The 21028-nt window shown below is 55.9% G+C and carries 34 protein-coding genes, 1 pseudogene and 1 riboswitch; of the genes and pseudogenes, 14 read left to right on the top strand and 21 right to left on the bottom strand.

The genetic code is table 11. The features are described from left to right. Positions 1–296 precede the first annotated feature (296 nt). On the top strand, positions 297–911 hold the full coding sequence (locus tag SynROS8604_RS07915) for an SDR family oxidoreductase (RefSeq protein ID WP_255444948.1): 615 nt from the start codon (positions 297–299) through the stop codon (positions 909–911). Between the two features lie 595 nt (positions 912–1506). After that, positions 1507–1815: a hypothetical protein gene (locus tag SynROS8604_RS07910; protein ID WP_186543561.1), complete on the top strand. Its 309-nt coding sequence runs from the start codon at positions 1507–1509 to the stop codon at positions 1813–1815. 120 nt (positions 1816–1935) lie between these two features. Here the strand turns inward: SynROS8604_RS07910 and SynROS8604_RS07905 are convergent, their stop codons facing one another. From SynROS8604_RS07905 to SynROS8604_RS15840, 3 genes are read right to left on the bottom strand one after another with little or no spacing between them, the layout of a single operon-like run. Next, the gene (locus SynROS8604_RS07905; protein WP_186543560.1) at positions 1936–2823 is read right to left on the bottom strand and encodes a GNAT family N-acetyltransferase; all 888 of its coding nucleotides are present in this window, start codon (positions 2821–2823) and stop codon (positions 1936–1938) included. A 16-nt stretch (positions 2824–2839) separates the two neighbouring features. Then, the gene (locus tag SynROS8604_RS07900; protein WP_186543559.1) at positions 2840–3013 is read right to left on the bottom strand and encodes a hypothetical protein; all 174 of its coding nucleotides are present in this window, start codon (positions 3011–3013) and stop codon (positions 2840–2842) included. Next, positions 3010–3144, bottom strand: a complete 135-nt coding sequence (locus SynROS8604_RS15840; protein ID WP_255444947.1) for a hypothetical protein — start codon at positions 3142–3144, stop codon at positions 3010–3012. The genes SynROS8604_RS07900 and SynROS8604_RS15840 overlap by 4 nt, the downstream gene beginning before the upstream one ends. Before the next feature lie 183 nt (positions 3145–3327). Here SynROS8604_RS15840 and SynROS8604_RS07895 point away from each other — a divergent pair, with 183 nt between their 5' ends. Beyond that, on the top strand, positions 3328–4308 hold the full coding sequence (locus tag SynROS8604_RS07895) for an NAD(P)-dependent oxidoreductase (protein WP_186545889.1): 981 nt from the start codon (positions 3328–3330) through the stop codon (positions 4306–4308). An 8-nt stretch (positions 4309–4316) separates the two neighbouring features. Here the strand turns inward: SynROS8604_RS07895 and SynROS8604_RS07890 are convergent, their stop codons facing one another. From SynROS8604_RS07890 to SynROS8604_RS15825, 4 genes are all read right to left on the bottom strand, one after another. Continuing rightward, positions 4317–4961, bottom strand: coding sequence for an HD domain-containing protein (locus SynROS8604_RS07890; RefSeq protein WP_186543558.1), 645 nt, complete (start codon positions 4959–4961; stop codon positions 4317–4319). Beyond that, positions 4958–5185 (bottom strand): transcription termination factor Rho, encoded by a 228-nt coding sequence (locus tag SynROS8604_RS15835; RefSeq protein ID WP_255444946.1) that lies wholly within the window; start codon positions 5183–5185, stop codon positions 4958–4960. The genes SynROS8604_RS07890 and SynROS8604_RS15835 overlap by 4 nt, the downstream gene beginning before the upstream one ends. Before the next feature lie 124 nt (positions 5186–5309). Then, positions 5310–5558, bottom strand: a complete 249-nt coding sequence (locus SynROS8604_RS15830; RefSeq protein WP_255444945.1) for a hypothetical protein — start codon at positions 5556–5558, stop codon at positions 5310–5312. 12 nt (positions 5559–5570) lie between these two features. Continuing rightward, entirely contained in the window at positions 5571–5789 is a 219-nt protein-coding gene (locus SynROS8604_RS15825; RefSeq protein WP_255444944.1) for a hypothetical protein, read from the bottom strand. 66 nt (positions 5790–5855) lie between these two features. Here SynROS8604_RS15825 and SynROS8604_RS07875 point away from each other — a divergent pair, with 66 nt between their 5' ends. From SynROS8604_RS07875 to SynROS8604_RS07870, 3 genes are read left to right on the top strand one after another with little or no spacing between them, the layout of a single operon-like run. Then, positions 5856–6113 (top strand): hypothetical protein, encoded by a 258-nt coding sequence (locus SynROS8604_RS07875; RefSeq protein WP_186546082.1) that lies wholly within the window; start codon positions 5856–5858, stop codon positions 6111–6113. Positions 6114–6139: 26 nt separating this feature from the next. Continuing rightward, positions 6140–6349 (top strand): hypothetical protein, encoded by a 210-nt coding sequence (locus tag SynROS8604_RS15820; protein ID WP_255444943.1) that lies wholly within the window; start codon positions 6140–6142, stop codon positions 6347–6349. Beyond that, complete coding sequence (locus tag SynROS8604_RS07870) at positions 6350–6847, top strand: response regulator transcription factor (RefSeq protein WP_255444942.1); 498 nt, start codon at positions 6350–6352, stop codon at positions 6845–6847. On the opposite strand, the gene SynROS8604_RS07865 is transcribed toward SynROS8604_RS07870, so the two are convergent. Continuing rightward, positions 6820–9948, bottom strand: a complete 3129-nt coding sequence (locus SynROS8604_RS07865; RefSeq protein WP_186543557.1) for an efflux RND transporter permease subunit — start codon at positions 9946–9948, stop codon at positions 6820–6822. The two genes, SynROS8604_RS07870 and SynROS8604_RS07865, sit on opposite strands and share 28 nt — an antisense overlap. Before the next feature lie 10 nt (positions 9949–9958). Beyond that, positions 9959–10516, bottom strand: coding sequence for an efflux RND transporter periplasmic adaptor subunit (locus SynROS8604_RS07860; RefSeq protein WP_186543556.1), 558 nt, complete (start codon positions 10514–10516; stop codon positions 9959–9961). Positions 10517–10759: 243 nt separating this feature from the next. Here SynROS8604_RS07860 and SynROS8604_RS07855 point away from each other — a divergent pair, with 243 nt between their 5' ends. Both SynROS8604_RS07855 and SynROS8604_RS15815 read left to right on the top strand, forming a co-directional pair. Beyond that, on the top strand, positions 10760–10891 hold the full coding sequence (locus SynROS8604_RS07855; protein ID WP_186543555.1) for a DUF3721 domain-containing protein: 132 nt from the start codon (positions 10760–10762) through the stop codon (positions 10889–10891). Between the two features lie 8 nt (positions 10892–10899). Beyond that, positions 10900–11034: a hypothetical protein gene (locus SynROS8604_RS15815; protein WP_255444941.1), complete on the top strand. Its 135-nt coding sequence runs from the start codon at positions 10900–10902 to the stop codon at positions 11032–11034. 21 nt (positions 11035–11055) lie between these two features. Here the strand turns inward: SynROS8604_RS15815 and SynROS8604_RS15810 are convergent, their stop codons facing one another. The 4 genes from SynROS8604_RS15810 to SynROS8604_RS07845 all read right to left on the bottom strand — a co-directional run bounded on the left by SynROS8604_RS15810 (position 11056) and on the right by SynROS8604_RS07845 (position 11895). Next, on the bottom strand, positions 11056–11178 hold the full coding sequence (locus SynROS8604_RS15810) for a hypothetical protein (RefSeq protein ID WP_255444940.1): 123 nt from the start codon (positions 11176–11178) through the stop codon (positions 11056–11058). 20 nt (positions 11179–11198) lie between these two features. Continuing rightward, positions 11199–11330, bottom strand: coding sequence for a hypothetical protein (locus SynROS8604_RS15805; protein WP_255444939.1), 132 nt, complete (start codon positions 11328–11330; stop codon positions 11199–11201). 127 nt (positions 11331–11457) lie between these two features. Beyond that, positions 11458–11658, bottom strand: coding sequence for a hypothetical protein (locus tag SynROS8604_RS07850; RefSeq protein ID WP_186546080.1), 201 nt, complete (start codon positions 11656–11658; stop codon positions 11458–11460). A 9-nt stretch (positions 11659–11667) separates the two neighbouring features. Beyond that, positions 11668–11895, bottom strand: a complete 228-nt coding sequence (locus SynROS8604_RS07845; protein WP_186543553.1) for a DUF3136 domain-containing protein — start codon at positions 11893–11895, stop codon at positions 11668–11670. 145 nt (positions 11896–12040) lie between these two features. On the opposite strand from SynROS8604_RS07845, the gene SynROS8604_RS07840 reads away from it, so the two are divergent. The 3 genes from SynROS8604_RS07840 (at position 12041) to SynROS8604_RS07830 (ending at position 13358) form a co-directional block, all read left to right on the top strand. Then, positions 12041–12259, top strand: coding sequence for a CP12 domain-containing protein (locus tag SynROS8604_RS07840; protein WP_186543552.1), 219 nt, complete (start codon positions 12041–12043; stop codon positions 12257–12259). A 63-nt stretch (positions 12260–12322) separates the two neighbouring features. After that, positions 12323–13009 carry a response regulator transcription factor gene (locus SynROS8604_RS07835; protein WP_186543551.1) on the top strand — a complete coding sequence of 229 codons (687 nt, stop codon included), beginning with the start codon at positions 12323–12325 and terminating at the stop codon, positions 13007–13009. 115 nt (positions 13010–13124) lie between these two features. Next, positions 13125–13358, top strand: coding sequence for a DUF3136 domain-containing protein (locus SynROS8604_RS07830; protein WP_186543550.1), 234 nt, complete (start codon positions 13125–13127; stop codon positions 13356–13358). A 27-nt stretch (positions 13359–13385) separates the two neighbouring features. On the opposite strand, the gene SynROS8604_RS07825 is transcribed toward SynROS8604_RS07830, so the two are convergent. The 6 genes from SynROS8604_RS07825 to SynROS8604_RS07800 form a co-directional block, all read right to left on the bottom strand. Further along, positions 13386–14279, bottom strand: coding sequence for an LOG family protein (locus SynROS8604_RS07825; RefSeq protein ID WP_186543549.1), 894 nt, complete (start codon positions 14277–14279; stop codon positions 13386–13388). A gap of 14 nt (positions 14280–14293) precedes the next feature. Beyond that, positions 14294–15703: a PhoH family protein gene (locus tag SynROS8604_RS07820; protein ID WP_186543548.1), complete on the bottom strand. Its 1410-nt coding sequence runs from the start codon at positions 15701–15703 to the stop codon at positions 14294–14296. A 171-nt stretch (positions 15704–15874) separates the two neighbouring features. Further along, on the bottom strand, positions 15875–16171 hold the full coding sequence (locus SynROS8604_RS07815) for a hypothetical protein (protein WP_186543546.1): 297 nt from the start codon (positions 16169–16171) through the stop codon (positions 15875–15877). Continuing rightward, the gene (locus tag SynROS8604_RS07810; RefSeq protein ID WP_186543545.1) at positions 16168–16338 is read right to left on the bottom strand and encodes a hypothetical protein; all 171 of its coding nucleotides are present in this window, start codon (positions 16336–16338) and stop codon (positions 16168–16170) included. The genes SynROS8604_RS07815 and SynROS8604_RS07810 overlap by 4 nt, the downstream gene beginning before the upstream one ends. Positions 16339–16652: 314 nt before the next feature. Then, complete coding sequence (locus tag SynROS8604_RS07805; RefSeq protein ID WP_255444938.1) at positions 16653–17282, bottom strand: HupE/UreJ family protein; 630 nt, start codon at positions 17280–17282, stop codon at positions 16653–16655. A 7-nt stretch (positions 17283–17289) separates the two neighbouring features. Further along, positions 17290–17448: riboswitch (cobalamin riboswitch) on the bottom strand. A 1501-nt stretch (positions 17449–18949) separates the two neighbouring features. Beyond that, entirely contained in the window at positions 18950–19174 is a 225-nt protein-coding gene (locus tag SynROS8604_RS07800) for a hypothetical protein (RefSeq protein WP_186543543.1), read from the bottom strand. On the opposite strand from SynROS8604_RS07800, the gene SynROS8604_RS07795 reads away from it, so the two are divergent. Continuing rightward, positions 19173–19385, top strand: a complete 213-nt coding sequence (locus tag SynROS8604_RS07795; RefSeq protein ID WP_186543542.1) for a hypothetical protein — start codon at positions 19173–19175, stop codon at positions 19383–19385. The two genes, SynROS8604_RS07800 and SynROS8604_RS07795, sit on opposite strands and share 2 nt — an antisense overlap. A 69-nt stretch (positions 19386–19454) precedes the next feature. Here SynROS8604_RS07795 and SynROS8604_RS07790 read toward each other — a convergent pair whose 3' ends face one another. Further along, positions 19455–19640, bottom strand: a complete 186-nt coding sequence (locus tag SynROS8604_RS07790; RefSeq protein ID WP_186543541.1) for a hypothetical protein — start codon at positions 19638–19640, stop codon at positions 19455–19457. A 3-nt stretch (positions 19641–19643) separates the two neighbouring features. On the opposite strand from SynROS8604_RS07790, the gene SynROS8604_RS07785 reads away from it, so the two are divergent. Both SynROS8604_RS07785 and SynROS8604_RS15800 read left to right on the top strand, forming a co-directional pair. Next, positions 19644–19784, top strand: a complete 141-nt coding sequence (locus tag SynROS8604_RS07785; RefSeq protein WP_186543540.1) for a hypothetical protein — start codon at positions 19644–19646, stop codon at positions 19782–19784. Between the two features lie 242 nt (positions 19785–20026). After that, positions 20027–20200 (top strand): annotated as a pseudogene (locus SynROS8604_RS15800) (phosphohydrolase); the annotation flags it as partial. A gap of 203 nt (positions 20201–20403) precedes the next feature. On the opposite strand, the gene SynROS8604_RS07775 reads toward SynROS8604_RS15800, so the two are convergent. Continuing rightward, positions 20404–20730 carry a hypothetical protein gene (locus SynROS8604_RS07775; RefSeq protein WP_186543539.1) on the bottom strand — a complete coding sequence of 109 codons (327 nt, stop codon included), beginning with the start codon at positions 20728–20730 and terminating at the stop codon, positions 20404–20406. Between the last annotated feature and the right edge of the window lie 298 nt (positions 20731–21028).

Raw genomic sequence — 21028 nt, 5'->3', positions numbered from 1 at the left:
CCACCTAAAACTTGGCATAGGTCTTCTGGCGTTGCTGACCCAGGCGTAGATCAGAGCATTGAGCACGTCTTTTCACTGAGGTGACCAGCTCATGCTCCTTTGTGGAATCAGTGATGTTGAGCCATTGACCATGGTCTAATCGCGATCAAGAGTGAGGTGATTTCTATTGCCCTGCCACGAGCGGGGTTTTTTATTGCCCTGGAGTCTTCTCCAGGATGTGGCTCACCAGGTCTAAGTCGTTACGAGGTGAAGGGTCTCTTGCCAAGCTGTGAGCAATTCGGCAGTTGATCGAGGCCATGACAGAACAACTGGTGGTGATTACGGGGGCGGGCGCGGGGATCGGAAAGTCTTTGGCACATGCTTTTACTGCAGCTGGTCACCCCTGTTTGTTGATATCAAGAAACCAGGAGGTGGATCCCGCATTGGCCAATAAGCCAGTGCTTTATCGGCAGCTCGATGTCTCCAATGCCGCAGCGCTGGGAGATGCCATCGCATCAGCAGAGAGTCAGTACGGGCCCACTGGCTGTCTGATTAATAACGCAGGGATGATCCACATCGGCGGACTGGACAGACTCAGCCTCGAGCAGATCAATGAGGAACTCGACACCATGATCAAAGGGGTGAAAAATGGCATTCACCACGTTTTGAAAGGTATGCGTGAACGTCAATGCGGAACAATCATCAATATCAGCTCCATTGGTGATCGCAAGCCTGCGCCAGGAGCACCTGTGTATCACGCTTGCAAACACGCCGTGCGCTCATTGGGCGAGAGCCTGAATATGTCCGAGGCTGAGCACAACGTCCGTGTTATCAACCTTGCGCCCGGGCTGATCCGAACAGAGATTCATCAAAAGATGGGGATCAGCTTTGAGGAATACTGCGAAGTGCTCGGCAATCCGACTTTCATTTAACCGGTAGAACTCGCCAAAATTGTTCTCTTCTGCTGGCAGCAGCCACAGCACATCTGTATACGAGATATCGCAGTCATGCCAACTGACTGTGGATTCTAATTATTGCTTTATAGCCTTCTGAGGGATAGGCGTCACGAGGTCGGCATTAAAGAGCTTGACAGCTGCGTGTGAGCCTCTAGTCCGCATGTGAGCATGCGTTTATAGAAGCTAACTACAGATTGCTTTTAATTCTGTATCCACCGTGTTAGTGACGGGCTTTGGATGGTCTGATAGAACAACTCCGCCTAAAATAACAAAGGGATTAGCAGCTGTTGATTGACGATAGCTTTCAGCTGCTGTGTGGCACCTTCTTAGATCACTTACGCCTAATGTGTCAAATACAACCATAAGACCAGTAATAGAGGTGATCAATCTGCCAAATACAAGAAGACGATGTTTCATCAATGGTTGAATTTTCCCTGAAGCCATAATCATGGTTTTCTTGCGATATTGCTTCCCCCCATCCGAGGGATCATTTAGGTGATCTTGTCCCCAAATGGAGGATTCAATTATTTGTCATTGGATCCAAACTCATCAGACAAGACCACATCGAAGTATGTCAGCCATACATCCGATCAGTAATCAGGATTTGCAGGTGGATGACATCCCGAATCCAGATGGCGATTGGGATGCATGGAATCGCTTTGCTCACACAATCAACGGCTACGACGTTCAAGGTGGATTTAAACCTTGTGCGGATTTAGCCAACGGCGGAGACGCCAAATCACTCACAGAACTTCGCTGTGTCTTGTTCTTTGAGGCGCCCCTAGAACGTCATAGCGGTGATATGTCTGCCGATCAGTCGTTGATCCGTGAGCTACCTGGATCGATTCGGCAGAAGGTGGAAAGCAGGCAACTGGATTGAGCTTTGCGTGTGAACGCCTTGCCGATGCGCACCTCCTTCTCGCTTCACCAACCTCAAAGGGTTGCGTTGTTGTTCGGTTGGAATCTTCTGCATCGCTGCCGTTAGCTCTGATCGAGGCGATCAGCCCAGCTCGAGGCAGGCCAGGCCATAGACGTTGCCATCGTGGCCTTGCGGTTGTGGCATCACGCCCTTGTACATGCGCACCGTTGTGGCCATCGGTTTGAAGCCTTTCGCCTTGGTGATCGTCTTGGCGGCAAGGTTGTAGCCGGGGGTGTCGATCAGCACCACTCCCTTGTGGCGGTCCATGGCGTTGTTTAGCAACAGCGAGGCCATGGCCTCTTCCTCTGCCAGCAATGGACCCACTCGCCAGCCTTCGCCAATCGGGAGCAGACAGGGCCGAATGCGCACGTAGCCATGGCATTCACCCTTGCCATCCATGGCCACAAACACCTCCCCGGCCTTATGGCGCAGCCACAGTTCAAGGAAATGGGGCCGCGGGCTGATCTCATGGCGTTCGTCGTAACGCTGAATCGCCTCCAGCGAGACGTCGCGCAACGGCACAACGCTGATGTCGCTGCGGCGCAGAAGGCTGGTGTTTGGGTGTTCTGATTGATCGCTGAGGCACATCTTCTGCCGGCGTGTGGTGACGCAGTCCTTCTCGAAACCGGCTTTCTCGTAGAAGCTCACCATCTGGACTGCCGCTTCCAAACCGATACAAGCCACGTTGCTCAGCGTGTCCAACGCGTGGTCCCACAAGCGACGCCCCACCCCCTGTCCCTGATACTCCGACTTCACCGCAAACAGGCCGATGAAGGCATAGCCGGGGTTGTATGTCACCGCGGCGATGCAACCCACAGGCTCGTTGTCGAGCCATGCCAACCAGATCCCTTGGCGATCGGTGTTGGCATAGATCTCGATGTCGCCCACTCCTGGTGCGAAATCCTGCTCTCGAGCCAACCTTGTGACGACGTCTAGATCGGCGGGCATGAACGGTTTGATCTCCAGCATCAACCCTTAGGCGGCGTCAGGCGGCATGGAGAATCGAATCCACACTGGTGGGATAACGACGCAGGTAGGCGTTGGTTTCCATAGCGACGATCCGTGCTTCCTTGCGATTGATCGCATGGAGTTGCAGCGTGTGCCGGCTGCCGTCGTTTTTCTTGTATCGAACAACGAATGGTTGTGGTGTGGAACTCATCGGTTTGTGACCTTGAGGGCGATCCGCAAGCTGGCTGGCCGTAGGGCACAGGCCAGGGCGTGGAATGGTCGGTGGGTTCCCTCAACAATGAGGCTTCCCATGGGTTGAGCTTGAGCAAGGTCGATCTTCATGGCTTTGCCTCGAATGCAACCGTCTTACTGCGCCTGAATGCGGGCCTCCAATCCCCATCTGGGGACAATCCAATTCCGGGCTGTCATTTCGCTCTGCTTTGTTCTTTTAAGTGGTTGATCCGTGAGCGACTTGGAGTGATTGGATGGAACCTCGCAAACTGAGGGTTGTTCAAGGTCAAACGCATGGCGGGGGATCGCAGCCAAACAGCGGCGGGGACTTCGCTTCCCCCTGCGGTGTTTCTCGATGCCCTCAGCCTCGGGCCCGTTGATCTGGCGCCCATGCAGCAATGGTGTTATTTACAGGCTTGGCCCTCCACCTCCCTCGATGAGCGCTTGGCGCGCTTGCAACACGCCGAGATCGCCATCACCAACAAGATTCCCTTGGATGGCCTGTTGCTTCGCCAGCTGCCAAAGTTGCGCCTGATCTGTGTGGCTGCCACCGGTACAGATCAGATCGACCATGCCGTTTGTGCAGAGCGGGGCATCCGGGTGCATAATGCCGGGCGCTACAGCCGCGCCTCCGTGGTGCAGATCACCTGGGCCTTGATCCTCGAGCTCTGCTGCGCGATGGATCAGCGCCGCCGGGATCTGATCGCTGGCAGCTGGCAGCGCAGTCCGGTGTTTTCGCTGATCGAACCTGAGTTTGATGAACTGGAGGGCCAGACCCTGGTGGTGCTCGGTGCCGGTGATATCGGCCGTGGAGTTCTGGCGATTGGTGCAGCCTTTGGGATGGAGTGCATTGCCCTCACCAGCAACAGCAGCAGTGCTGAGCTGGAAGCAGCCCTGCGCAAGGCCGATGTGCTCAGCCTTCATGCGCCGCTGACGCCGCACACGCAGAACCTGATCAATGCCCTGCGGCTCAGCTGGATGAAACCCAGTGCTCTGCTCGTCAACATGGCCCGCGGCGGCCTGGTGAATCTGGAGGATCTCTGCGCGGCCTTGCGCCATGGTCAGCTGGCTGGCGCCGCCCTCGATGTGTTGCCCGTGGAACCGCCTGGGCCTGAATTGGAACGGTTGCTTACAACCCCAAATCTGTTGATCAGTCCCCACATGGGCTGGAGTTCTCGCCAGGCTCGTCGCCGTTTGGTGCACACCCTGGCCGGGCATCTGCAGGCCTACGTCACTGCCATGGAACGGTCTGGTAGCCGTAGGCCATCGTGGTGATCGCGAGGTTAGCCGTGATGGCGTTCGGGGTAGGTGTTCGCCCATGTCTCGGTGGTTGATCCCGTTGGGATGAGCTGTTGATAGGCGCTGCTGTTGACGATTTCGTCCACGGCTTCCCCCAGGCGTTCCACGGATCGGCTGTTGGGTAGGGTCTGGACGAGCTCTTGATGCATCCGCCGCAGATACCAGGCGCTGCCGTCGAGCCCGGCATTGAACTTGCTCCACATGCTTGGATCGCGCCGGGCATCCAGCACCATGTCGCCGGCATTGTGGGCCTTGTCCGCGGCGGTTACCAGCAACGAGCTCAGTGGTTTGGCCGCCAGGGAGTTGAGATAGCGGGTCTTGCGCAGCATCCAGGGTTCCTGTTCCCCAACGGCAGCATCAGGGCTTGTGTCGGTGCAGTCGCGCACGATGTCGGCCACCGCTTCCCCGAAGCGTGCGGCGATCGATTCATGGCTTTGGCCAGCGTCTTCGATCGCGTCGTGCAGCAGCGCCGCGATCGCCTGATCTTCATCGCCTCCGTCTTCCCACACCAGGGCGCTGACGCTGATCAGATGGGAGATGTAGGGAACCATTTTTGCTTTGCGCCGTTGCTGACGATGCAATTCCTCAGCCCAGAGCAGGGCTTGTCCATAGCGGGGAGTGATCGTCATTGCAGCTCTAAGAGTGTTTTGAGCATCGCCACCAGCTCCTTTTTGCTGAAAGTGTCCAGAGGCGGTGGTGGTGCTTGAACCCCCTGATCATTCAGGGCTAGGCATAGGTCTGCCTTCTTGAGTTTGGAATAACCCCTGATGCCGTTCTCTTTGCACAAACGCTTGAGCGAGCGCACTGTCTGCTGCTTGAACGTTCCCTTTCCAAGCAGTGCCTTGCGATCCACCCAACCGCTGAGGGGAGCATGCGCCGCTTGAAGGCCATCGGTTGCTGCCTACAGCTCCTGGTCGATCGCCCGCAGAGCCCTCGCATCCGATGCGGCAACCGATCTCAGATTGGCGCGCAGCGCTTCAGCGATCTTGCCCATCGGTTCCCTCCAGGCTGAGTTGCACCGCTTGCTGCTTCTCCACGATGGTATGGAGCTTCTCCTTCGTGGAGGTCCAACGCCGGATGAAGCGAGCGATGGCTTTGATCAAACCACCGAGATAGCCGCCCCCTTGATAGCTGCGATTGCCTAGCCGATAGGCCCCAAATTCATTCACTAGGTCATCACCAGCGTCTTCCAGTTCCCCCACCACATTGGTCACGATCTCGAGCATTTCGTAGGCCTCCTAACGCACGTTGGCTTCCCGTTCGGCAATCGCTCGGATCTTGGCTACCAGTTCTTTCATCGCTACACGATTCTGGTCTGCCTTGCTGCGATACACCCCGCGGCTAATCATCACGGATTTGTAGCTGTGTCTCAGCCTGCAGTAGGTGTCGTTTAAATCCTCTCGATCTAAAGCAACGGGATCCACAGGAAAATGGCCTGTTGGCAGCAGTGCAGGCATAAAAAAAGAGCAACAGCCCAACCCTCGTTGCTTTGTCTGTTCCTCACATCCCACATCCCAGGGAGCATGGAGAGCTCGTCCATCCCTCAACTAAGGGATGTAAGTGGTCTTGATTTCAGGCTCAATGGGGTTGCGTGCGGTGGAGCCGTGATGCCCCCCTCCTATGACTTGATCCTGATGAAAAAGGGGCGTCTGCAAATCAAAACTGTGCAGGTCTCCAACGCTGATAAGGCATGGCGCCTGGGGCGTGAGCTTTATCCAAACTGCATCCGTGGTGTGGTTCGCCATGAACGCAGCGAAGCTCAATCAGCGGAATCCAGCTAAGACAAGATCACCATCGAACGCTCGTTATGGAGCTGCGCCTGGAGTCGCGCGCAATCAAAGGAGCGATTGATCAAGCGAGGGTTTTGCTTCAACAGCGGCGGGTTGTGGCCTGCATGGGTGATCGCATGGCCTTGATTTGCCTGTGCCTCACCGAACCGATCAGGCCGGTGATGCTGGGAGCAGCCACCACCGAAGACGAAGGCTTTGCCCTGGTGCAGCGCCTCAACCCGGATTGATTGATCTGCAGCTCCGATCTTGAAACGGGCTACGGCATCAACCTGATCAAGCGTGTGCATGCCGTTTCCCCCTCCTGCCAACGCTTGATTGTGTTGGTGCGCGAAACCCAGGCCGTGGTTCGAGAAGCCATGGACGCCTATGCCGATGGCGTGATGTTCAAATCCAGCTTCGGGACGGGGCAGGGGGATTTCATCCAGGCGCTTCAAACCCTCGCCGAAGGGCAGGTGTATTACCCCGAGGAGATTCGTCGCCTGGGCGCGCAAGCGCCGAGGCCCGATCTTCCCCCCTTGGTGGAGGAGCTTTCCAGGCGCGAAATTGAAGTGGTGTCGGCCGTGGCTCTCGGGCTCAGCAACCAAGGCGTGGCCAATCAATTGAACATTTCCCTGGAAACCGTGAAAACCCATGTGATGAATGCCACCGGAAAACTCGGAGCCCAAGGGCGCACCCAACTGGTGGTGAAAGCGATTGTCTACGGCTTGATCGATCCGCAAGGTTGAGCAGGCGGGACCGGCAGCAGCCATCGCCCGTAGCGGGCGTATAAGGCAGGAATCACCAGCAACGTGAGCAAGGTGGAGGTGATCAAACCACCCAGCACCACAATCGCCAGCGGCTGGAGAATTTCGTTGCCAGCGCCAAAGGCCAGCGCCAGCGGCAGCATCCCCAATGAGGAGGTGAGCGCTGTCATCAGAATGGCGTTGAGACGCTCCAGGCTGCCGTTGCGGATTAACGCCATCTGCGCTTCTCCGTTTTGATGCCGCCGGTTGAAGTTGTCCACCAGCAACAGACCGTTGCGCACGGCGACACCAAACAGGGTGATGAAGCCGATCAAGGAAGCCACCGACAGCACCCCGCCGCTGAGCAGAACGGCGATCAAACCGCCCACAAGGGCCAGGGGCAGGTTGAGCAGAATCGCAATCGTTGCTGGCCATGAGCGCACGGCTACCACCATCAACAGCGCGATCACCACAGCCGCCAGCACGCTGTAAGTCACCAAGGAGCGGCTAGCTCTCTGCTCCGCTTCGAATTGGCCTCCGTAGCGGATGCTGTAACCCGAGGGAAGGGTCACCGACTTGGCCACCTGGCTGCGGATCTCATCGACGACAGGGCCCAAAGCCCGACCGGCCACATTCGCTGAGACCACGATCCTGCGGCTCACGTCTTCGCGCTTGATCTCGTTCGGTCCGCGCACCGACGCGATCGTCACGAACGCACCGAGCGGTTTGAGCGCCCCGGAGGCCACCCGGATGGGCACCTGGCGCAGGGCTTCCAGGTCACCGCGTTGATCCGGCGGCAACGCCACCACCACCGGCATCCGGCCTGAGGCCGGTTGCGCTGCGGCGACCTCCTCACCGTGCAAAGCCACCTCCACGGCCTTGGCGACAGTCGCCACGCTCACCCCCTCCTCCAAGGCCACATTTCGGTTGATGTTCACCTGAAATTGGGGCACGGGCAGTTGCGGTTCCAGCTGCAGATCCACCACCCCTGGCGTTGTTGCTACCACCTCTTGCACCCGTTTGCCCAGGCGGCGCAGTTCGTTGAGATCTGGGCCCGAAATTTTGATCGCGATGGCGCTGCGAACGCCGGAGAGCACCTCATCCATTCGATGGGAGATGTAGCCGCCCACATTCGGGGCAACGCCGGGCAGGGCCAGAAACGCTGAGCGGATGCGACCAATCGCAGCGGGGCGATCATCCATGGCCTCCGCGCTGAGCTCCACATCCACATGGGCCGTGTTCACCCCAGCTCCATCGGCATCCCCCGGCGCGCGACCGGCTCGCACCTGCACCCAGCTGACGTCCTTGCTGGATTGAAGTCGTTCGGAGAGCACCTGGCCGGCACGGCTGGTCATCTCCAGGGAGACGCCGGGGTAAAGCACCAACGAATTCACCAGCGACTGCTCGCGAAACTCGGGCAGAAACACACGCCCGAGCGAGGGAAGCACCAGCCCTGCCGCCACCACACCCGTCAGGGCCAGGGCCAGAACCCGTCTGGGCGATTGCAGGGCCGCATCGAGCAGCGGCTTGTAACAACGTTGGGCGCCGCGCTCCACCCAAGAATCCTCCTGCGGTAGCGGTGCGCGACTGAGCAGCAGGGCGCACAGGGCTGGCGAGAGTGTGAGTGCCACGAGCGTGGAGGCCAGGATCGAGAGCACATAGGCGACCCCCATCGGCATAAAAATGCGCCCTTCCACGCCCGTCAGCGTGAAGATCGGTGCAAACACCACCACGATGATCAAGGTGGAGAACAGCACCGGCTGCCGGACCTCCACCGAGGTGCGGAAGACCACCTCCAGAGGATCCAGAGGTTGCGCCACCTGCCTGTTGCGGCGAAGTCCGCGGTAGCAGTTCTCCATATCAACGATGGCGTCATCAACCACCGAACCAATCGCTACCACCAGGCCCCCCAAGGTCATCGTGTTGAGCTGCAGCCCCACCCCACGCATCAACAGCAGTCCCACCAGCAGCGATAGAGGAATGGCACTCAGAGCAATGCAGGCTGTGCGCCAATTCATCAAAAACAGTCCCAGCACAGCAGCCACAATCACCACTCCCAACAGCAGGGATTCGCTCACATGGCGGATGGCGATCTCGATGAAATGGGCCTGCCGGAACGTGCGTGTCACCGACACATCGGCTGGCAGCAATTCATGTAGTTGCTGAACGCGTTGTTCCACAGCCCGCGTCAGTTGAGGGGTGTCCACATCCGGCTTCTTGTTGATCATCAAGACCACCGCCGACCTGCCGTTGAAGCTGGCTTCGCCCCGGCGCAAGCCAGCAGCGTTTTTGATAGCCGCCAACTCTCCCAACGAGACAACCTGCCCATCCCTTCCCACCACGGCTGCGCTGCTGAGATCCTTCGCGTCTGCGCTGCTGTTGTCGGTGAGGATCAAGCGTTCTTGCCCGCCGGCGATCTGAATTCCGCCCCGTCCACTGAACTGGACATCTGAGGCCGCGTCCAACACCTCCTTCAGAGCCACGTTGTGTTGCTGGAGCGCCTCGAGGTTGAGTTGGATCTGGGTTTGAGCGAGATCCCCCCCGTAGATCGTCACCTGGGCAACCCCAGGAATCGCAAGCAACGCGTTCTCATAGCTGCTCTCAATCTGCGAGCGAAGCGCCAACACCTGCTCTGCGCTGGCGGTCTCGGGAAGGGTGAAGGCGTACTGAAGGATGGTGCCGAGGGGCGAGAGCGGTGGAGAAATCGCTGGCGCCTCTGCCGACTCAGGCAGCTGGGCGCGCACCTGCTGCAGGCGTCCCGCCACCAACTGCCGGGCCTCCTTCAGCTGCGACGCGTCCATGAACACCACCTGAACCATCGAAAGGCCGGGTTTGGAGGCGGAGCGAACCACATCCACTCCGGTGAGACCAGTCACCGCCGCTTCAATCGGTTCACTGATCTGCCGCTCTACCTGTTCAGGAGACAGCCCAGGGGCTGCGGTCTGAATCTCCACCTGTGGCGGAGCAAAGGCTGGAAACACATCCATCGGCATCTCCAGGGCGTTCAGCAGACCCCAGAGACTGATCAGCAATGAACAAACAACAACGAGCCAGCGGCGGGCGATCGCGCCGCGCAAGATCGCGTTGAGCAGCTTGTTGAGCATCAGGCAATGATCAGCTGTCGTTGCGTCCAGAACCGCGGCCCCTTAGGCCGAATCCTGCTGCTATCACGACAATGACCGCTACCGCGATGCCGCCGGGAACCATCCAGGAGGGAGCGTTCCCCGAGGGATCGGGTGTGGAGAGCTCCTCCACAACCACCGGTTGACGATCTTTTTTCTGAGACTCTGCAAACAACGACAGGCCACCAGAGACCACCACCTGCTCATCGGCCGTGACCCCCTCAAGCACCACCGTCCGATCAGCCACAACGGGGCCCACCTTGATCAACACGGGGTCGTAGGTGTCGCCGCTGCGAACGAAAACAAGCGGCTGTCCATCCACATCAAGAATGGCCGCAGTCGGAATCAGTATTTGCCCTTCAGCGGAAACCTGGGGTTGATCGGTGCTGATGCCCAGCAGCTGGTCCTGGGTGGGGCTGGCCTTCACCTGATCCACGGAATCGTTCTGGACGAACGCATCTCCGTGGCCCGAATGGGCTAGGGCTGCGGGCAAAACAAGCCCTTGAAGCCCGCCGCCGAGCAAAGCGCAAGTGAGAACCAGTGCACGCATCTCTAGCGACCGAAGCCATAGAAGTTTCAACCCCGCGTGGGTTTTGTGCAATCAAATCGCGATGCGTGTGGCGGTCAACCCCAACGGTCTCACCACACCAGGACAACTGAATTAGCTCAAAGCCGTCGAACACTGCGAAGGCCTCTGAAGTCAATGCTTGCGATCAGAACGTTGAAGACGATCTTCCTTGCGCTGATGACTGTTTGATGAGGCATCAGCCCAGCGTTTGCCCATGGCAAGGGCATGTATGCCTCAAAAGCCGAGGCTCAGAAACGAGCCCAGGAGATTGGTTGCAGCACCAGTCATCAAAACAACGGCCGCTGGATGCCTTGTGCGGATGAACGAGAGCTCCACAAACAATTGCGCAAGCAGTGAACTCGCCCGTGAAAACGCAGCGCCAGGCTTGTCGCATTCACCGCTGGTTCGTGCCGATCGCTGCTGCGCCGCTGTTGCTCGGCGTGCTCACCATCGTCTTCACAGGCTCGGGTGTGGTGATGCTGTTAAGGCCGCCCAGGTGATCCCTCCCCTTTGAGATCGGATCAGTAGCGAGCGATGACGGATGGGGTGTCTAGGGCCCCCATCAAAGAAAGAACCGTGGACGCTCCCACCAAGCTCAGACGAGCCACGGAGGGAAACCAAGCTTGGAATCGAGACGTCTTCATGGATTTTTTTAGAGCTGACCTCAGCGAACCGCTTGCTGGCTGTGGCTGGAATCCAGTGAACAGATGTCGGAGGCCGCCAGGATCGGATCAGCTTCACAGAGCCGGCGCATGAGCGCATCGTGATCCACAGAGGAGAGGGATCCGTCGGGCATCCACTTCAAGCAGGTCCTCCCAAGACAGTTGTTGGATTGGGAAGGTGTTAACGAGGTCATCTCTATTGGATCGGCTGATGTTCACTCTCTGCTGCCGATCCATGGCTGCAATACCCCCAGATAGGGTCTATCCAAAGGCATTGGCGGGCTTGATGCATTTCGACTGGGTGCTCATCTGGCTGGTCAGCTTGGGATCCAGCAGCCATTCTCTGAATTCTTGCGTGATCGCATAGCTGTCTTCATAGCGCTGCGATTGATCGAGACTGGCGATCCGTTGCACCATGCTCCTGGTGATTTGTGCTTTCACGGAATTGGTATGGGTAGACATCGCAAGACCTCAGTGTTGTTGATTCGTAGAGATTTCGGCCTGAATGATTCGCATCAATTGCTCCGGTGATTTGTATTGACGGGGCAGGGAACGGTTCAACAACTGCAGACGATCCCAGCAAAGTGTGCGTTGAAGTTGGGCGCTGCTTGTGCCTTGTCTGACAAGGATCTTCAAGGCCTTGCAGTACATCGGATGCTTGGCTTCGAGTTCACCGATGCTGATCTTGGGTGGAGCCATGGATTGGCAGCTCGATAGATCCGAACTTTGCACCCGGCAGGGCTATCGCATCTCCCCCCTTTTGGGGACAACCTCGCTGTCCCCAGATTGGGGTAGTGGATGCATGCGGTCGGAACGTTGAATCCTTGCCGTCGCACATGTCTCCATGGAATCAATCGAAACGCACATTGCCAAGGACCGTGAGGAACTGGCCAAGGCCGCAACCAGCGGCGATCGGGCCAAGGTTCGTCACTACGCAACCGAGCTCGAAGAGCTGGAGTCGTATCGCAGCCACCACCCAGGTGAGCACAAGGATCCCACCTCTCTTGAGCTCCATTGTGATCTGAATCCAGAGGCTCCGGAATGCCGTATCTATGACGACTGACAACGACCGAAAAGGATCGGAGGGGTCGTCTAGCAAAGATGGCAGCTAGGAGCAGGGCCTTGCGTGGATCTCACCCCATATCTTCAAAACCAGCCGACGTCGGCTGATGAGGAACCTCTGCTTTCCGTTGCCGTCAACGGCCGGATTGCGCTTGCCATGAAAGGCCGATTCTTCCTTCGTTGTTTCTGCGATAGTTTCAGCGAAAGAGGACGAATCGGTTGTGCCGTAACCGATGAACAAACCTGTTTGGATTATCTGAAGCAGGAGCCATTTGAGCTCCTGCTCTGCACTGATTTGCTTGAGAAAGGCAATGGTTTCGAACTGGCTCGCAAGGCGCGTGAGCTGGATGAAAGCTTGAAGGTGGTTGTGTTATCGCTGAGCGATGCCATTCCCATCGAATACGACAATGCGCCGTGGCTGGAAGCCGTTGTGGCGGAAGCCGACATCATTGAAGACCGCAAACCGTTGGAAGCTGCGGTGCTGGCGGTGATGGGGCATCACTCCTATCGCAGCCCATCCCTGCGCTCCGACGAACTGCCCTATCTCAGTTGTCCGCGGCTCACCCCTCGGGAGTATGAGGTCTTGGATCGCCTCGCCCGCGGCAGGACAGATCGCGAAATTGCTGAAGACCTGATTGTGTCGGAAGAAACAGCCCGTACCTACACCAAGCGATTGCTGCGCACGCTGGAAGTGAATAACAGGGTTCAAGCCGTCCTCAAAGGCATGCGTTGTGGAATGGTTCAGATCTAATCAGAGCGCTGTTTAGAGCCACAAATTTGGCTCCAAGTGGGATTCACCCCAAATGGGGGTAGTGCTCCATGCACCAGCTGCGGCTTAATGATTTCCACGAATTGAGACTGTGGAGATGGCCGCAATCACCTTCACCCATGACCCTTCCATTGCCGAACTCTGTGAAACGGAAGCGGTTTACACGCGAGCCATGCACTATCTGGTGGCCGATGGGGTAAAGGAGAAGGAAGCACGCAAAAGCGTGTGTTGGCGGCGCCTTTACACGCTCCATCAAGCCCTGCCCAAGCGATACGAGGATCCTCAAACGCTGTTTCACTCTCTTCAAGCCCATCGTCGCGGCCTGAGGTGATTACAACGGTGTTGGCTTGGCCGTTGATCACGGATGAAGAGGATGATCTCGCAGGAGATCCCAAGCTTCCGTCGCGGTGTCTGCAAACTGGATTAAGCCAAGATCCTGATCATCAATCAGTCCTGAATCTGCCATGAATTCAAAGTCGATCAGACGTGTCCAATAATCCTTTCCAAACAGAATGATTGGCATGGCATGTTGAGTTCCTACCTGTCGCAGCGTTAAGACCTCAAAAAGTTCATCGAGTGTTCCGTACCCGCCTGGGAATAACACAGCGCCGACGGCACGCATCACAAAGTGAAATTTGCGCAGTGCAAAATAATTAAATTTAAAGCAGAGTTCAGGAGTGATAAAGGGATTGGGATTTTGTTCATGTGGGAGTTCGATGTTGAGTCCAATCGACCGGCAACCCGCATCAAAGGCTCCACGATTTGCGGCTTCCATGATTCCAGGACCGCCGCCGGTCACAATCACATGGGAGGAACAGCAAGGCCTTGTGCTGGTGTCTGATTGACCAAAACGAGAGGCTAAAAAAGCGAACTCCCTCGCTGCATCGTAAAAGGGCGACAGCTCCAAAAGTTTTTTGGCACGGCTCACTTTTCGCTGCAATTGTTTGGAGTTGGGATCCGTATCAAGTTCCCTGATGGCCTTCTCAAGATGGGCTTCTGCTGCTGATCGTTCCTTGAGGCGTGCGCCCCCAAAGACGATGATGGTTGAGGAAATGCCAATTTCTTCAAAGTGAAGCTCAGGCTTGCTGATTTCCAGCAACATCCTCACGCCACGCATTGAGGATGTGTTGAGAAGAGCAAGATCCTGATGCGCGAGCCGATAGGTGTCCGAGTGGATGATTTGCTGAAGGTTGTCAGCCACCCGGGTTGGATCATCACTGGGCCACGTGGAATCAATCGCGTCTGATTTCATGCTTGGTACGGGCGTTACAACATATTTGCTGCCAATTCAGCAAGAGCACTGCGTTCTCCCCGCGTCAGGGTCATGTGGCCCACGAGGGTCTGACCTTTTAAGCGTTCAGCGAGCCAAGTAAGGCCGTTGCTCTCGGCATCCACGTAGGGATTATCAATCTGATACGGGTCACCGGTGAACACGATCTTGGTTCCTTCCCCAACACGCGTCACGATCGTTTTCACCTCATGCGGGGTGAGATTTTGCGCTTCATCCACCACCATGAATTGATGGGGAATCGAGCGACCGCGAATGTAATTGATGGCTTCCACTTCTAGAAGCCCCATCTCGCGAAGGTCAGCCCAGGAGCTTTTGGGCCCACCACCATGGCGGCGACGATCATCCTTCGGCTCATTGCTCATCGTATCCCCCGTAAGGAAATCAAGGTTGTCCACGATGGGTTGCATCCAAGGAGCAAGTTTTTCTTCCAGGGAACCTGGCAAAAAGCCAATCTCTTTGCCTAAGGAGATCGGCGGACGGGTCACCAACAGTCGGGCATAAAGATGTTGATCAGCAACCTGATGCAAGCCAGCAGCGATCGCCAGCAGGGTTTTACCGGTGCCGGCCTTACCAACAAGAGTGACCAGCTCAACGGAGGGATCCAGAAGCAAGTCGAGGGCGAAATTCTGTTCGCGATTCCGCGGCTTTAGGCGACCAAGACGGGCTCGTTTGAGCCAAACCAGTGGTTCCACTTCTCCTGAATTGCCGCGATGACGTGCCAAAAAGGTGTGGTCTGCGCTGTCGCGATCGATCAGGGTGAGGCCCTCATTGGGTTGCAAAGACGCCATCACATCCGCTGGCAGCGCTTTCACCGAAAGGCGACCCTTTTGGTGCAGCTCATCGATCACATCAGCGGAGACCTTGACGCCTCTGGACCCTGGATAGAGATCGGAGATCGCCACCTTGTCGTTGGAGTAATCCTGGGCGGCCAGACCCACGGCATCCGCCTTGATGCGCAGATTGGTGTCTTTGGTGATCAACACCACCTCGGGTGGCTCGCTCAAGCCCTTCGCCCGCATCTGTTCCAACGCCACAGCCAGGATGTTGTTGTCACCCCCGCCACCCCGCAATTCCGGTGGCAACTGGGCCAAGGTTTCAGCCCGACAAAAGGCCACTTCCAGGGTTCCTTCACCGTCGGGCGTTAATGGAACACCATCAGCGAGGTTGCCCCGCTCACGCAGACCATCGAGCAGGCGAGCTATATGACGGGAATTACGCCCCTTTTCAGAGGGATCACGCTTGAACCGATCAATTTCCTCGATCACCTGAATCGGCAGCACAATGCGATCGGCCCCAAAGCTCTTGGGCGCCTCTGGATCATGCAGAAGAACATTGGTATCGAGGACAACGACTTTTTTGTTCACGACAAACCTCTTTCCTTCCATGTTTTCAACCTAGATCGCAAAAAACAGAGCGAACGCTTTGCTTACCAGGACTTCACCGGTTGCAATTAATGGATCCTTTCAGAAAGTTTTGATGTGTCATGTTCAGATCAAATTCTGTTGATTAACTCTGTTCAGTTAATTAGGTCTAGAAAACACGTTCCTCCTGTTCCCCTAGGGATATTCAGGTTCTCGTCCGCGAGCAGGGATTGAAAACCGTTCCCGCTCGTCTTCAAGCGGGTCGGCGAAGTGAGTCCATGGATCGATGTCCTTCATCAACTCGCAGGTGATATGGCAGCAGTCGTGCCTGAACACCGGGGGAGGTGTTCCCGGAAAATCGCATTGGTTGATCTCGATGAAGTCGGCGTAGGCCTTGCCGAAGCTGCCTGTTGGATAGCTCTTCAGACCTTCATACCGTTTGCGCATGGCCCGGTCCTCATGGCCACTCAACACCTTGAGTGTTGCCGTCAAAGCCGTATGAAGCCCCGGCGCATGATGTCGAAGCGCAGCGCCAGAAGCTGCCCCTCCATCACGTTGCGATAGCTGTTCACGGGCCTGGGATCCACTTGGAAGGTCGTGGCTGTCTGCTCCAACAGCTCAAGAGTTTCTGGGCTGGGGGGAACGTCGAACATCGCCATCAGCGTCATGCCCCGCAGGATTCGTTCTCCCCATTCAGGATCCGAATCGCAGCGACGAACGGTGGCGGCTGGGGTGAATCACCATGTTGTTTAACCTATGGATTGAAAATGAATCCCTTTAAATAATTCTTTGCGTCTAATTAATATCCGTTAATTCTAAAGAGCTCTCAATACATTGTTTCTGAGTTTTTCTGCTTGTTTGGCCAGTCCCAGAGACGCTCACACATAAAAAGAGGCCGGAGATCTCGTCTCCAGCCTCTTGAAAGCAACGGTCAAACAACCAGCCTTTCAAGGCTGGCTTTTGAGAGTGAGGTTCAGGGGATGAGGATCGACCAGGCAAATGCCGAGCCAATTCCGATCCAGACCGCTGCCAGGAGCTGGCGATTGCGTTCTCCCAGCCAGCCTTGAAGCTCCCGTGACAAGGAGGTGGCAGCCAAGAGCAGTGCCCCTTGAGCCACCAGCAAACCAAGGCCATAGGCCAGCAGAGGCGTGGGTTCGGCTCCCACGATGGTTCCACCCAGCAGGTAGCCGTGCAGAGCAATCGCTGGCAACAGCGTGATCAAAGGCAACCTCCCCAAAATCACAAGACCTTCAAGCACGAGGGTCAGCGATACAGCGGCCTCAGCCCAAGGCGTAAGACTCTCGGAGAGGGGTACAACTTGCGCCACTCCGCTACCGATCAGCCCAAGAGCCAACATCGGCAGCAGCCAACGACGGGGTCGTTCCCAACTCACAAGGGCGATCGCCACAAGAAAGAGCAGATGGTCTGGGCCCAGAAGCGGGTGACCGATTCCACTCAGCAAGCCCTGCAGCCAAGTTATCTGGCCGCCTTCAGGCATGGCAAAGGGATGATGGGCCAGGGCTGGAGATCCAGCCAAAGCCAGGGTCAAACCACCTAGCAGCACTGAATGAGCTGGTCTGAGCTGTTTGATTGATGAATTCAAAAATCGATCCTCGTCGAACAAACACGGCGGGCGTTCTGACTGACGACCAAGCTGAAAATCAGGACTGGTCGCTTCACAGTTGCGGGACAGTGCCGGACTTTCACCAGACTTTCCCCGTTTCCTCCAACAGCTGATCACCACCGGAACCGAGTCCTCCTTTATAGCGAAGCCTGCTCTGAATCAAACCAATCGGAAACAGGCGATCGCGCTGTTGTCAGCGACAGCCGTACAGCCTGGCCTTGTAATCCCCATCACCCATCACCCAACGGGAGTCGCCAGCCGTGGTCGAGAGGGAATATTGGCGATCCTCTTTTTGTGAAAACAGGGTGGGATTTGGCTTCGATCCCGATGATTTAAAAAATTACTGTTTTGTCATGAATTAATTAAAAATAAGCTCTACCTGTGCTTTAATTGACTTAGTTGAGAAGGTGAGTAATTATGCTTCCAGTTAATTGGTTTGGAACGTTTGCTCTAATCGTCTTGATCGCTGGGATCACATGGATTTCTTACGCGGAGACCCATCAGGCCTGCCAACTGGGAAATCGCGATAAGCATTAATACTTGCGTTCGAATTTCACTTCGTCTTCTAATTCCGTTCCCGGTTCAAGATGTTTGGTGATGCAGGTCGTGACGCAGACGCCATCGTCAAGCCCACAACTTGTGACGCATTCAAGGTAAGCGTCTACCGCTTCCCAGCGTTCTGTGATTGATTCACAGTCGTGTTCATTTTTAAATGCTCTCATCATTTTTATCCGGCTGAGAAATGATTACAACGGTTTTTATTTGGTGGCAAGTTAATGATTGCGAAATAAATAGTTCCTAGGACTTTGTGCTTAGTGGCTTACTTTTTTTGTTCTTTGAGGTTCTGCTGCTTATTCAGGGTTCTCAGTGTTGCTGGAAGCATCGTCATGAGCCTGAAACTCTCAGATTGCCTGCTTTAAGTCCTCGAATTTGAATGTGATTGGCGATTGAATATTTCGGTCGTGGAAAAAAATGCAGCGCTCATTGGTCGAAGCGCATAAAAATGGGAGGTCTCTCACTCCTCCCATGGTGTCTTGTTTTGACCTCTTGATGATCGGCCCAGCAAGCCATGCAGATACGACTGAAGCTTCAGCAAACTCTTTCTAAATGTGTCTGAGGCCAGACCTCCATAAAAAAAAGACGGTCGTATTCTCCGTCGACCGTCTTACGGATAGGGGTTCCCCAACACCCGACCCTCCTCATTACAAGCGAGTGAAGGGGCTGATGTCTCTAGAGATCCATACCCATTTTTATTTAGTAGGCATAAAAAAGAGCGGTCCTCCTGACGTTCCTTTCCAGCGAGCATCCAGTACCGCTTCCTTACGCTGTGCCCATTTGCAGCCACAAAAAAGGAGGGCCTCTAACCCCTCCCTTAAAGGCTCTCCGTTCCACCGAAGCCCCTCGTTACAAATCGTAATGGATGTCTCTCTTGCGGGGAAGGGCGGTTCCCCTCCCTGGCAGCCGTAACACCATCAAGCAGATAAAGAATCGCTCATCAAGGCGCCCTTTCCTGTTTCGTGGGGATGATCCTGACTATCCCGATCCTGGTTTTGCCATTGGTATTCCTGGGGCGAATCGCAGTCCCTGGGTCAAGTGTGTGCCTGAAACTTTCGTGATCCAGACCTTCGGCGTCTTCAGCGTGAGCGCTACACCAGCCACTGATCGGCATCCATGATTGTTTTGATCAGCAAGCCAAGGCGCTTGAACTCAGCAAAGTTCAGGTCTTTCACCGCTTGATCGAGTCCGCAATCAACCCATTCGCCCTCGCGTCGTTCGTAGATGGTGAAGTCTTGCTTGAGGTTGTCGCGGCGAATGCAGTAGGTGATGCCGTCCTCATGCAGGAACTCAGCGGATTGAAGCTGCAGACCCATGGATGCGCCCCCCTTTTTTTCGGTGATCTTGGCGCACGGTATGAATACTCCAGGTTTTGGATCAGGCCATGGAATCGATCAATCCTTAGGCCATCGCCATCACAGCGAGCTGGGTGCGGTCTCTGTCGCCGATTTTGCCGATCGCTCTTTGCGCCGTGCGCGACTGAAGGCGCAACTCCATCTCAAGCGACCCTTTGTGTTGTTGTCGTAGCCACGATTGGTTGGTTGAACGTGCTGATCGTCTCGGAAGACCACCCCTTGAATGCAATCCGGATAGCGCTCACGCCCCTGGCGACAGGCCTTGGCGGCATCGGCGGCGCGCTCTCTTATTCAGCAACAAGCCAATGGATTGCACATCCTTCAGTTGAGGGAGAGCCCGCAATGAATAAGCCCCTGGAACGCGGGAGGTAATGCAGATCAATCGAAAGAAGGGAGTGGGGATTAGCACAGCTGGATCAGCGGTCATCTGTTGGAGAACAGAACGCGGGGAGTCTTTGCTGAATGGCTTGTGCACCGCGCCCTCAACCTCTGCAGTGAGTGCATGGCGGAATGGGCTCCCGTTGATGCCACATACAACGGCACCACCATCGATATCAAATCGGCGGCCTAAGAGTAGAGCTGGCCAAAAGAGCAGCCTTTATCGATCGTGTTCTCACTGCGGCAGAAAAGGTCTGATCTGTATTTGTTTTGCCTCATGCGAGGGCACACCCCAGAAGATCTCGATCACTGGGAGTTTTGGGTGGTGCCAACCGGAAAGCTGCCGGATTAAGACAGCATCAGCCTCAACCCTTTGAAAAAACTGTTTGGAGATCCAGTGTCTTTCGCAGCGTTGAAACCTTTGATTGATGATCGATGATCACTGCCCGCTACGGCGAGGCCCTGCAGTGGACCGACGCACTGCACTGCGAACTGCACCGCGAGCAGCGCCGCAAAGGCAAACAGGTTTCTTACATCTCCCAACTGATCAGCGTCAGCGCGCTGGTGTGGGAAGACGGCGGTAATGAAGATCAGGCGATCGCTGCTCTGCCGCTTGTTTGCGTGGCGTGTCAGCACTTCAGGCATGGAGTTGATCAGCACTGCCACACGCTGGTTGCATGCAACATCCAGCAGCAGCAACTGCAGCAGGGCCAACATCTGACCAAGATCTGCAAGCTCTGGGCACGCACCTGGCAAAGCACTGCTGGTTGGGCTCCAGAGATGGGGTGAACGATTTCGTCTCGAAGGATGGATCAGCGCTCGAACTCTTGAGCGGGCATCCCGTTCTGAAAGACGAAGAGGCTGTATTTGCCGAGGCGATGGAACGACAGCGGATTGGAATTGATCCGCACATAAGTCTTGCCCTGATCAACTGCCAGGAATTCAAAGTTCCAGTTCTTGCTCCAGATCTGCGCGTTGCCAGCGGACTGACGAAATTCACACGGGAAGATTGCAGTGAGGGGAGCATCTCCATACTTGGAGAGCTTGCACTCAGCCTTGACGATTTCAGCTTGCGCTGGTGCTGATGTAACGGCCGCAGCGAAGGCGAGCGCTGCGGTGGTGAATGTGGTGCGGATCATGGATTCATCGTATTCATTAACTACTTGCAAAGCACTGCTGGCTGGGCACCCGAGAGGGGGTAAGCCAAGGCATAAAAAAAGAAGGCGACTAAGCCTTCTTCGGGGGGTGTGAGGAGCCAAACCTTGTGAGAAGTTGGCCGTTCACATCCTTAGAAGATTCCAATGAACAGTCAACAAACTGATCCGTAGAGGCTTGCTCAGCGAGATTTCTGAGGCATGATTCCTTGGTGAGGAGGGCTTCTTCTCGGAGTGGAAACTAGGCAACACGCCCAACGAGAAGCCGAGAGACCCTGCCTTT

This window comes from Synechococcus sp. ROS8604 (assembly GCF_014279655.1).
Taxonomy (GTDB): Bacteria; Cyanobacteriota; Cyanobacteriia; order PCC-6307; family Cyanobiaceae; genus Synechococcus_C.
This window is presented reverse-complemented; position numbering and strand designations above follow the sequence as displayed.

What these genes read in the sequence shown, in the direction of transcription:
- SynROS8604_RS07915 (WP_255444948.1), top strand. Translation starts at nt 297, where the DNA reads ATGACAGAACAACTGGTGGTGATTACGGGGGCGGGCGCGGGGATCGGA.
- SynROS8604_RS07910 (WP_186543561.1), top strand. Translation starts at nt 1,507, where the DNA reads ATGTCAGCCATACATCCGATCAGTAATCAGGATTTGCAGGTGGATGAC.
- SynROS8604_RS07905 (WP_186543560.1), bottom strand. Translation starts at nt 2,823, where the DNA reads ATGCTGGAGATCAAACCGTTCATGCCCGCCGATCTAGACGTCGTCACA.
- SynROS8604_RS07900 (WP_186543559.1), bottom strand. Translation starts at nt 3,013, where the DNA reads ATGAGTTCCACACCACAACCATTCGTTGTTCGATACAAGAAAAACGAC.
- SynROS8604_RS15840 (WP_255444947.1), bottom strand. Translation starts at nt 3,144, where the DNA reads ATGAAGATCGACCTTGCTCAAGCTCAACCCATGGGAAGCCTCATTGTT.
- SynROS8604_RS07895 (WP_186545889.1), top strand. Translation starts at nt 3,328, where the DNA reads ATGGCGGGGGATCGCAGCCAAACAGCGGCGGGGACTTCGCTTCCCCCT.
- SynROS8604_RS07890 (WP_186543558.1), bottom strand. Translation starts at nt 4,961, where the DNA reads ATGACGATCACTCCCCGCTATGGACAAGCCCTGCTCTGGGCTGAGGAA.
- SynROS8604_RS15830 (WP_255444945.1), bottom strand. Translation starts at nt 5,558, where the DNA reads ATGCTCGAGATCGTGACCAATGTGGTGGGGGAACTGGAAGACGCTGGT.
- SynROS8604_RS15825 (WP_255444944.1), bottom strand. Translation starts at nt 5,789, where the DNA reads ATGCCTGCACTGCTGCCAACAGGCCATTTTCCTGTGGATCCCGTTGCT.
- SynROS8604_RS07875 (WP_186546082.1), top strand. Translation starts at nt 5,856, where the DNA reads ATGGAGAGCTCGTCCATCCCTCAACTAAGGGATGTAAGTGGTCTTGAT.
- SynROS8604_RS15820 (WP_255444943.1), top strand. Translation starts at nt 6,140, where the DNA reads ATGGAGCTGCGCCTGGAGTCGCGCGCAATCAAAGGAGCGATTGATCAA.
- SynROS8604_RS07865 (WP_186543557.1), bottom strand. Translation starts at nt 9,948, where the DNA reads ATGCTCAACAAGCTGCTCAACGCGATCTTGCGCGGCGCGATCGCCCGC.
- SynROS8604_RS07860 (WP_186543556.1), bottom strand. Translation starts at nt 10,516, where the DNA reads ATGCGTGCACTGGTTCTCACTTGCGCTTTGCTCGGCGGCGGGCTTCAA.
- SynROS8604_RS07855 (WP_186543555.1), top strand. Translation starts at nt 10,760, where the DNA reads ATGTATGCCTCAAAAGCCGAGGCTCAGAAACGAGCCCAGGAGATTGGT.
- SynROS8604_RS15810 (WP_255444940.1), bottom strand. Translation starts at nt 11,178, where the DNA reads ATGAAGACGTCTCGATTCCAAGCTTGGTTTCCCTCCGTGGCTCGTCTG.
- SynROS8604_RS15805 (WP_255444939.1), bottom strand. Translation starts at nt 11,330, where the DNA reads ATGCCCGACGGATCCCTCTCCTCTGTGGATCACGATGCGCTCATGCGC.
- SynROS8604_RS07850 (WP_186546080.1), bottom strand. Translation starts at nt 11,658, where the DNA reads ATGTCTACCCATACCAATTCCGTGAAAGCACAAATCACCAGGAGCATG.
- SynROS8604_RS07845 (WP_186543553.1), bottom strand. Translation starts at nt 11,895, where the DNA reads ATGGCTCCACCCAAGATCAGCATCGGTGAACTCGAAGCCAAGCATCCG.
- SynROS8604_RS07840 (WP_186543552.1), top strand. Translation starts at nt 12,041, where the DNA reads ATGGAATCAATCGAAACGCACATTGCCAAGGACCGTGAGGAACTGGCC.
- SynROS8604_RS07830 (WP_186543550.1), top strand. Translation starts at nt 13,125, where the DNA reads ATGGCCGCAATCACCTTCACCCATGACCCTTCCATTGCCGAACTCTGT.
- SynROS8604_RS07825 (WP_186543549.1), bottom strand. Translation starts at nt 14,279, where the DNA reads ATGAAATCAGACGCGATTGATTCCACGTGGCCCAGTGATGATCCAACC.
- SynROS8604_RS07820 (WP_186543548.1), bottom strand. Translation starts at nt 15,703, where the DNA reads ATGGAAGGAAAGAGGTTTGTCGTGAACAAAAAAGTCGTTGTCCTCGAT.
- SynROS8604_RS07810 (WP_186543545.1), bottom strand. Translation starts at nt 16,338, where the DNA reads ATGGCGATGTTCGACGTTCCCCCCAGCCCAGAAACTCTTGAGCTGTTG.
- SynROS8604_RS07795 (WP_186543542.1), top strand. Translation starts at nt 19,173, where the DNA reads ATGGATGCGCCCCCCTTTTTTTCGGTGATCTTGGCGCACGGTATGAAT.
- SynROS8604_RS07800 (WP_186543543.1), bottom strand. Translation starts at nt 19,174, where the DNA reads ATGGGTCTGCAGCTTCAATCCGCTGAGTTCCTGCATGAGGACGGCATC.
- SynROS8604_RS07790 (WP_186543541.1), bottom strand. Translation starts at nt 19,640, where the DNA reads ATGACCGCTGATCCAGCTGTGCTAATCCCCACTCCCTTCTTTCGATTG.
- SynROS8604_RS07775 (WP_186543539.1), bottom strand. Translation starts at nt 20,730, where the DNA reads ATGATCCGCACCACATTCACCACCGCAGCGCTCGCCTTCGCTGCGGCC.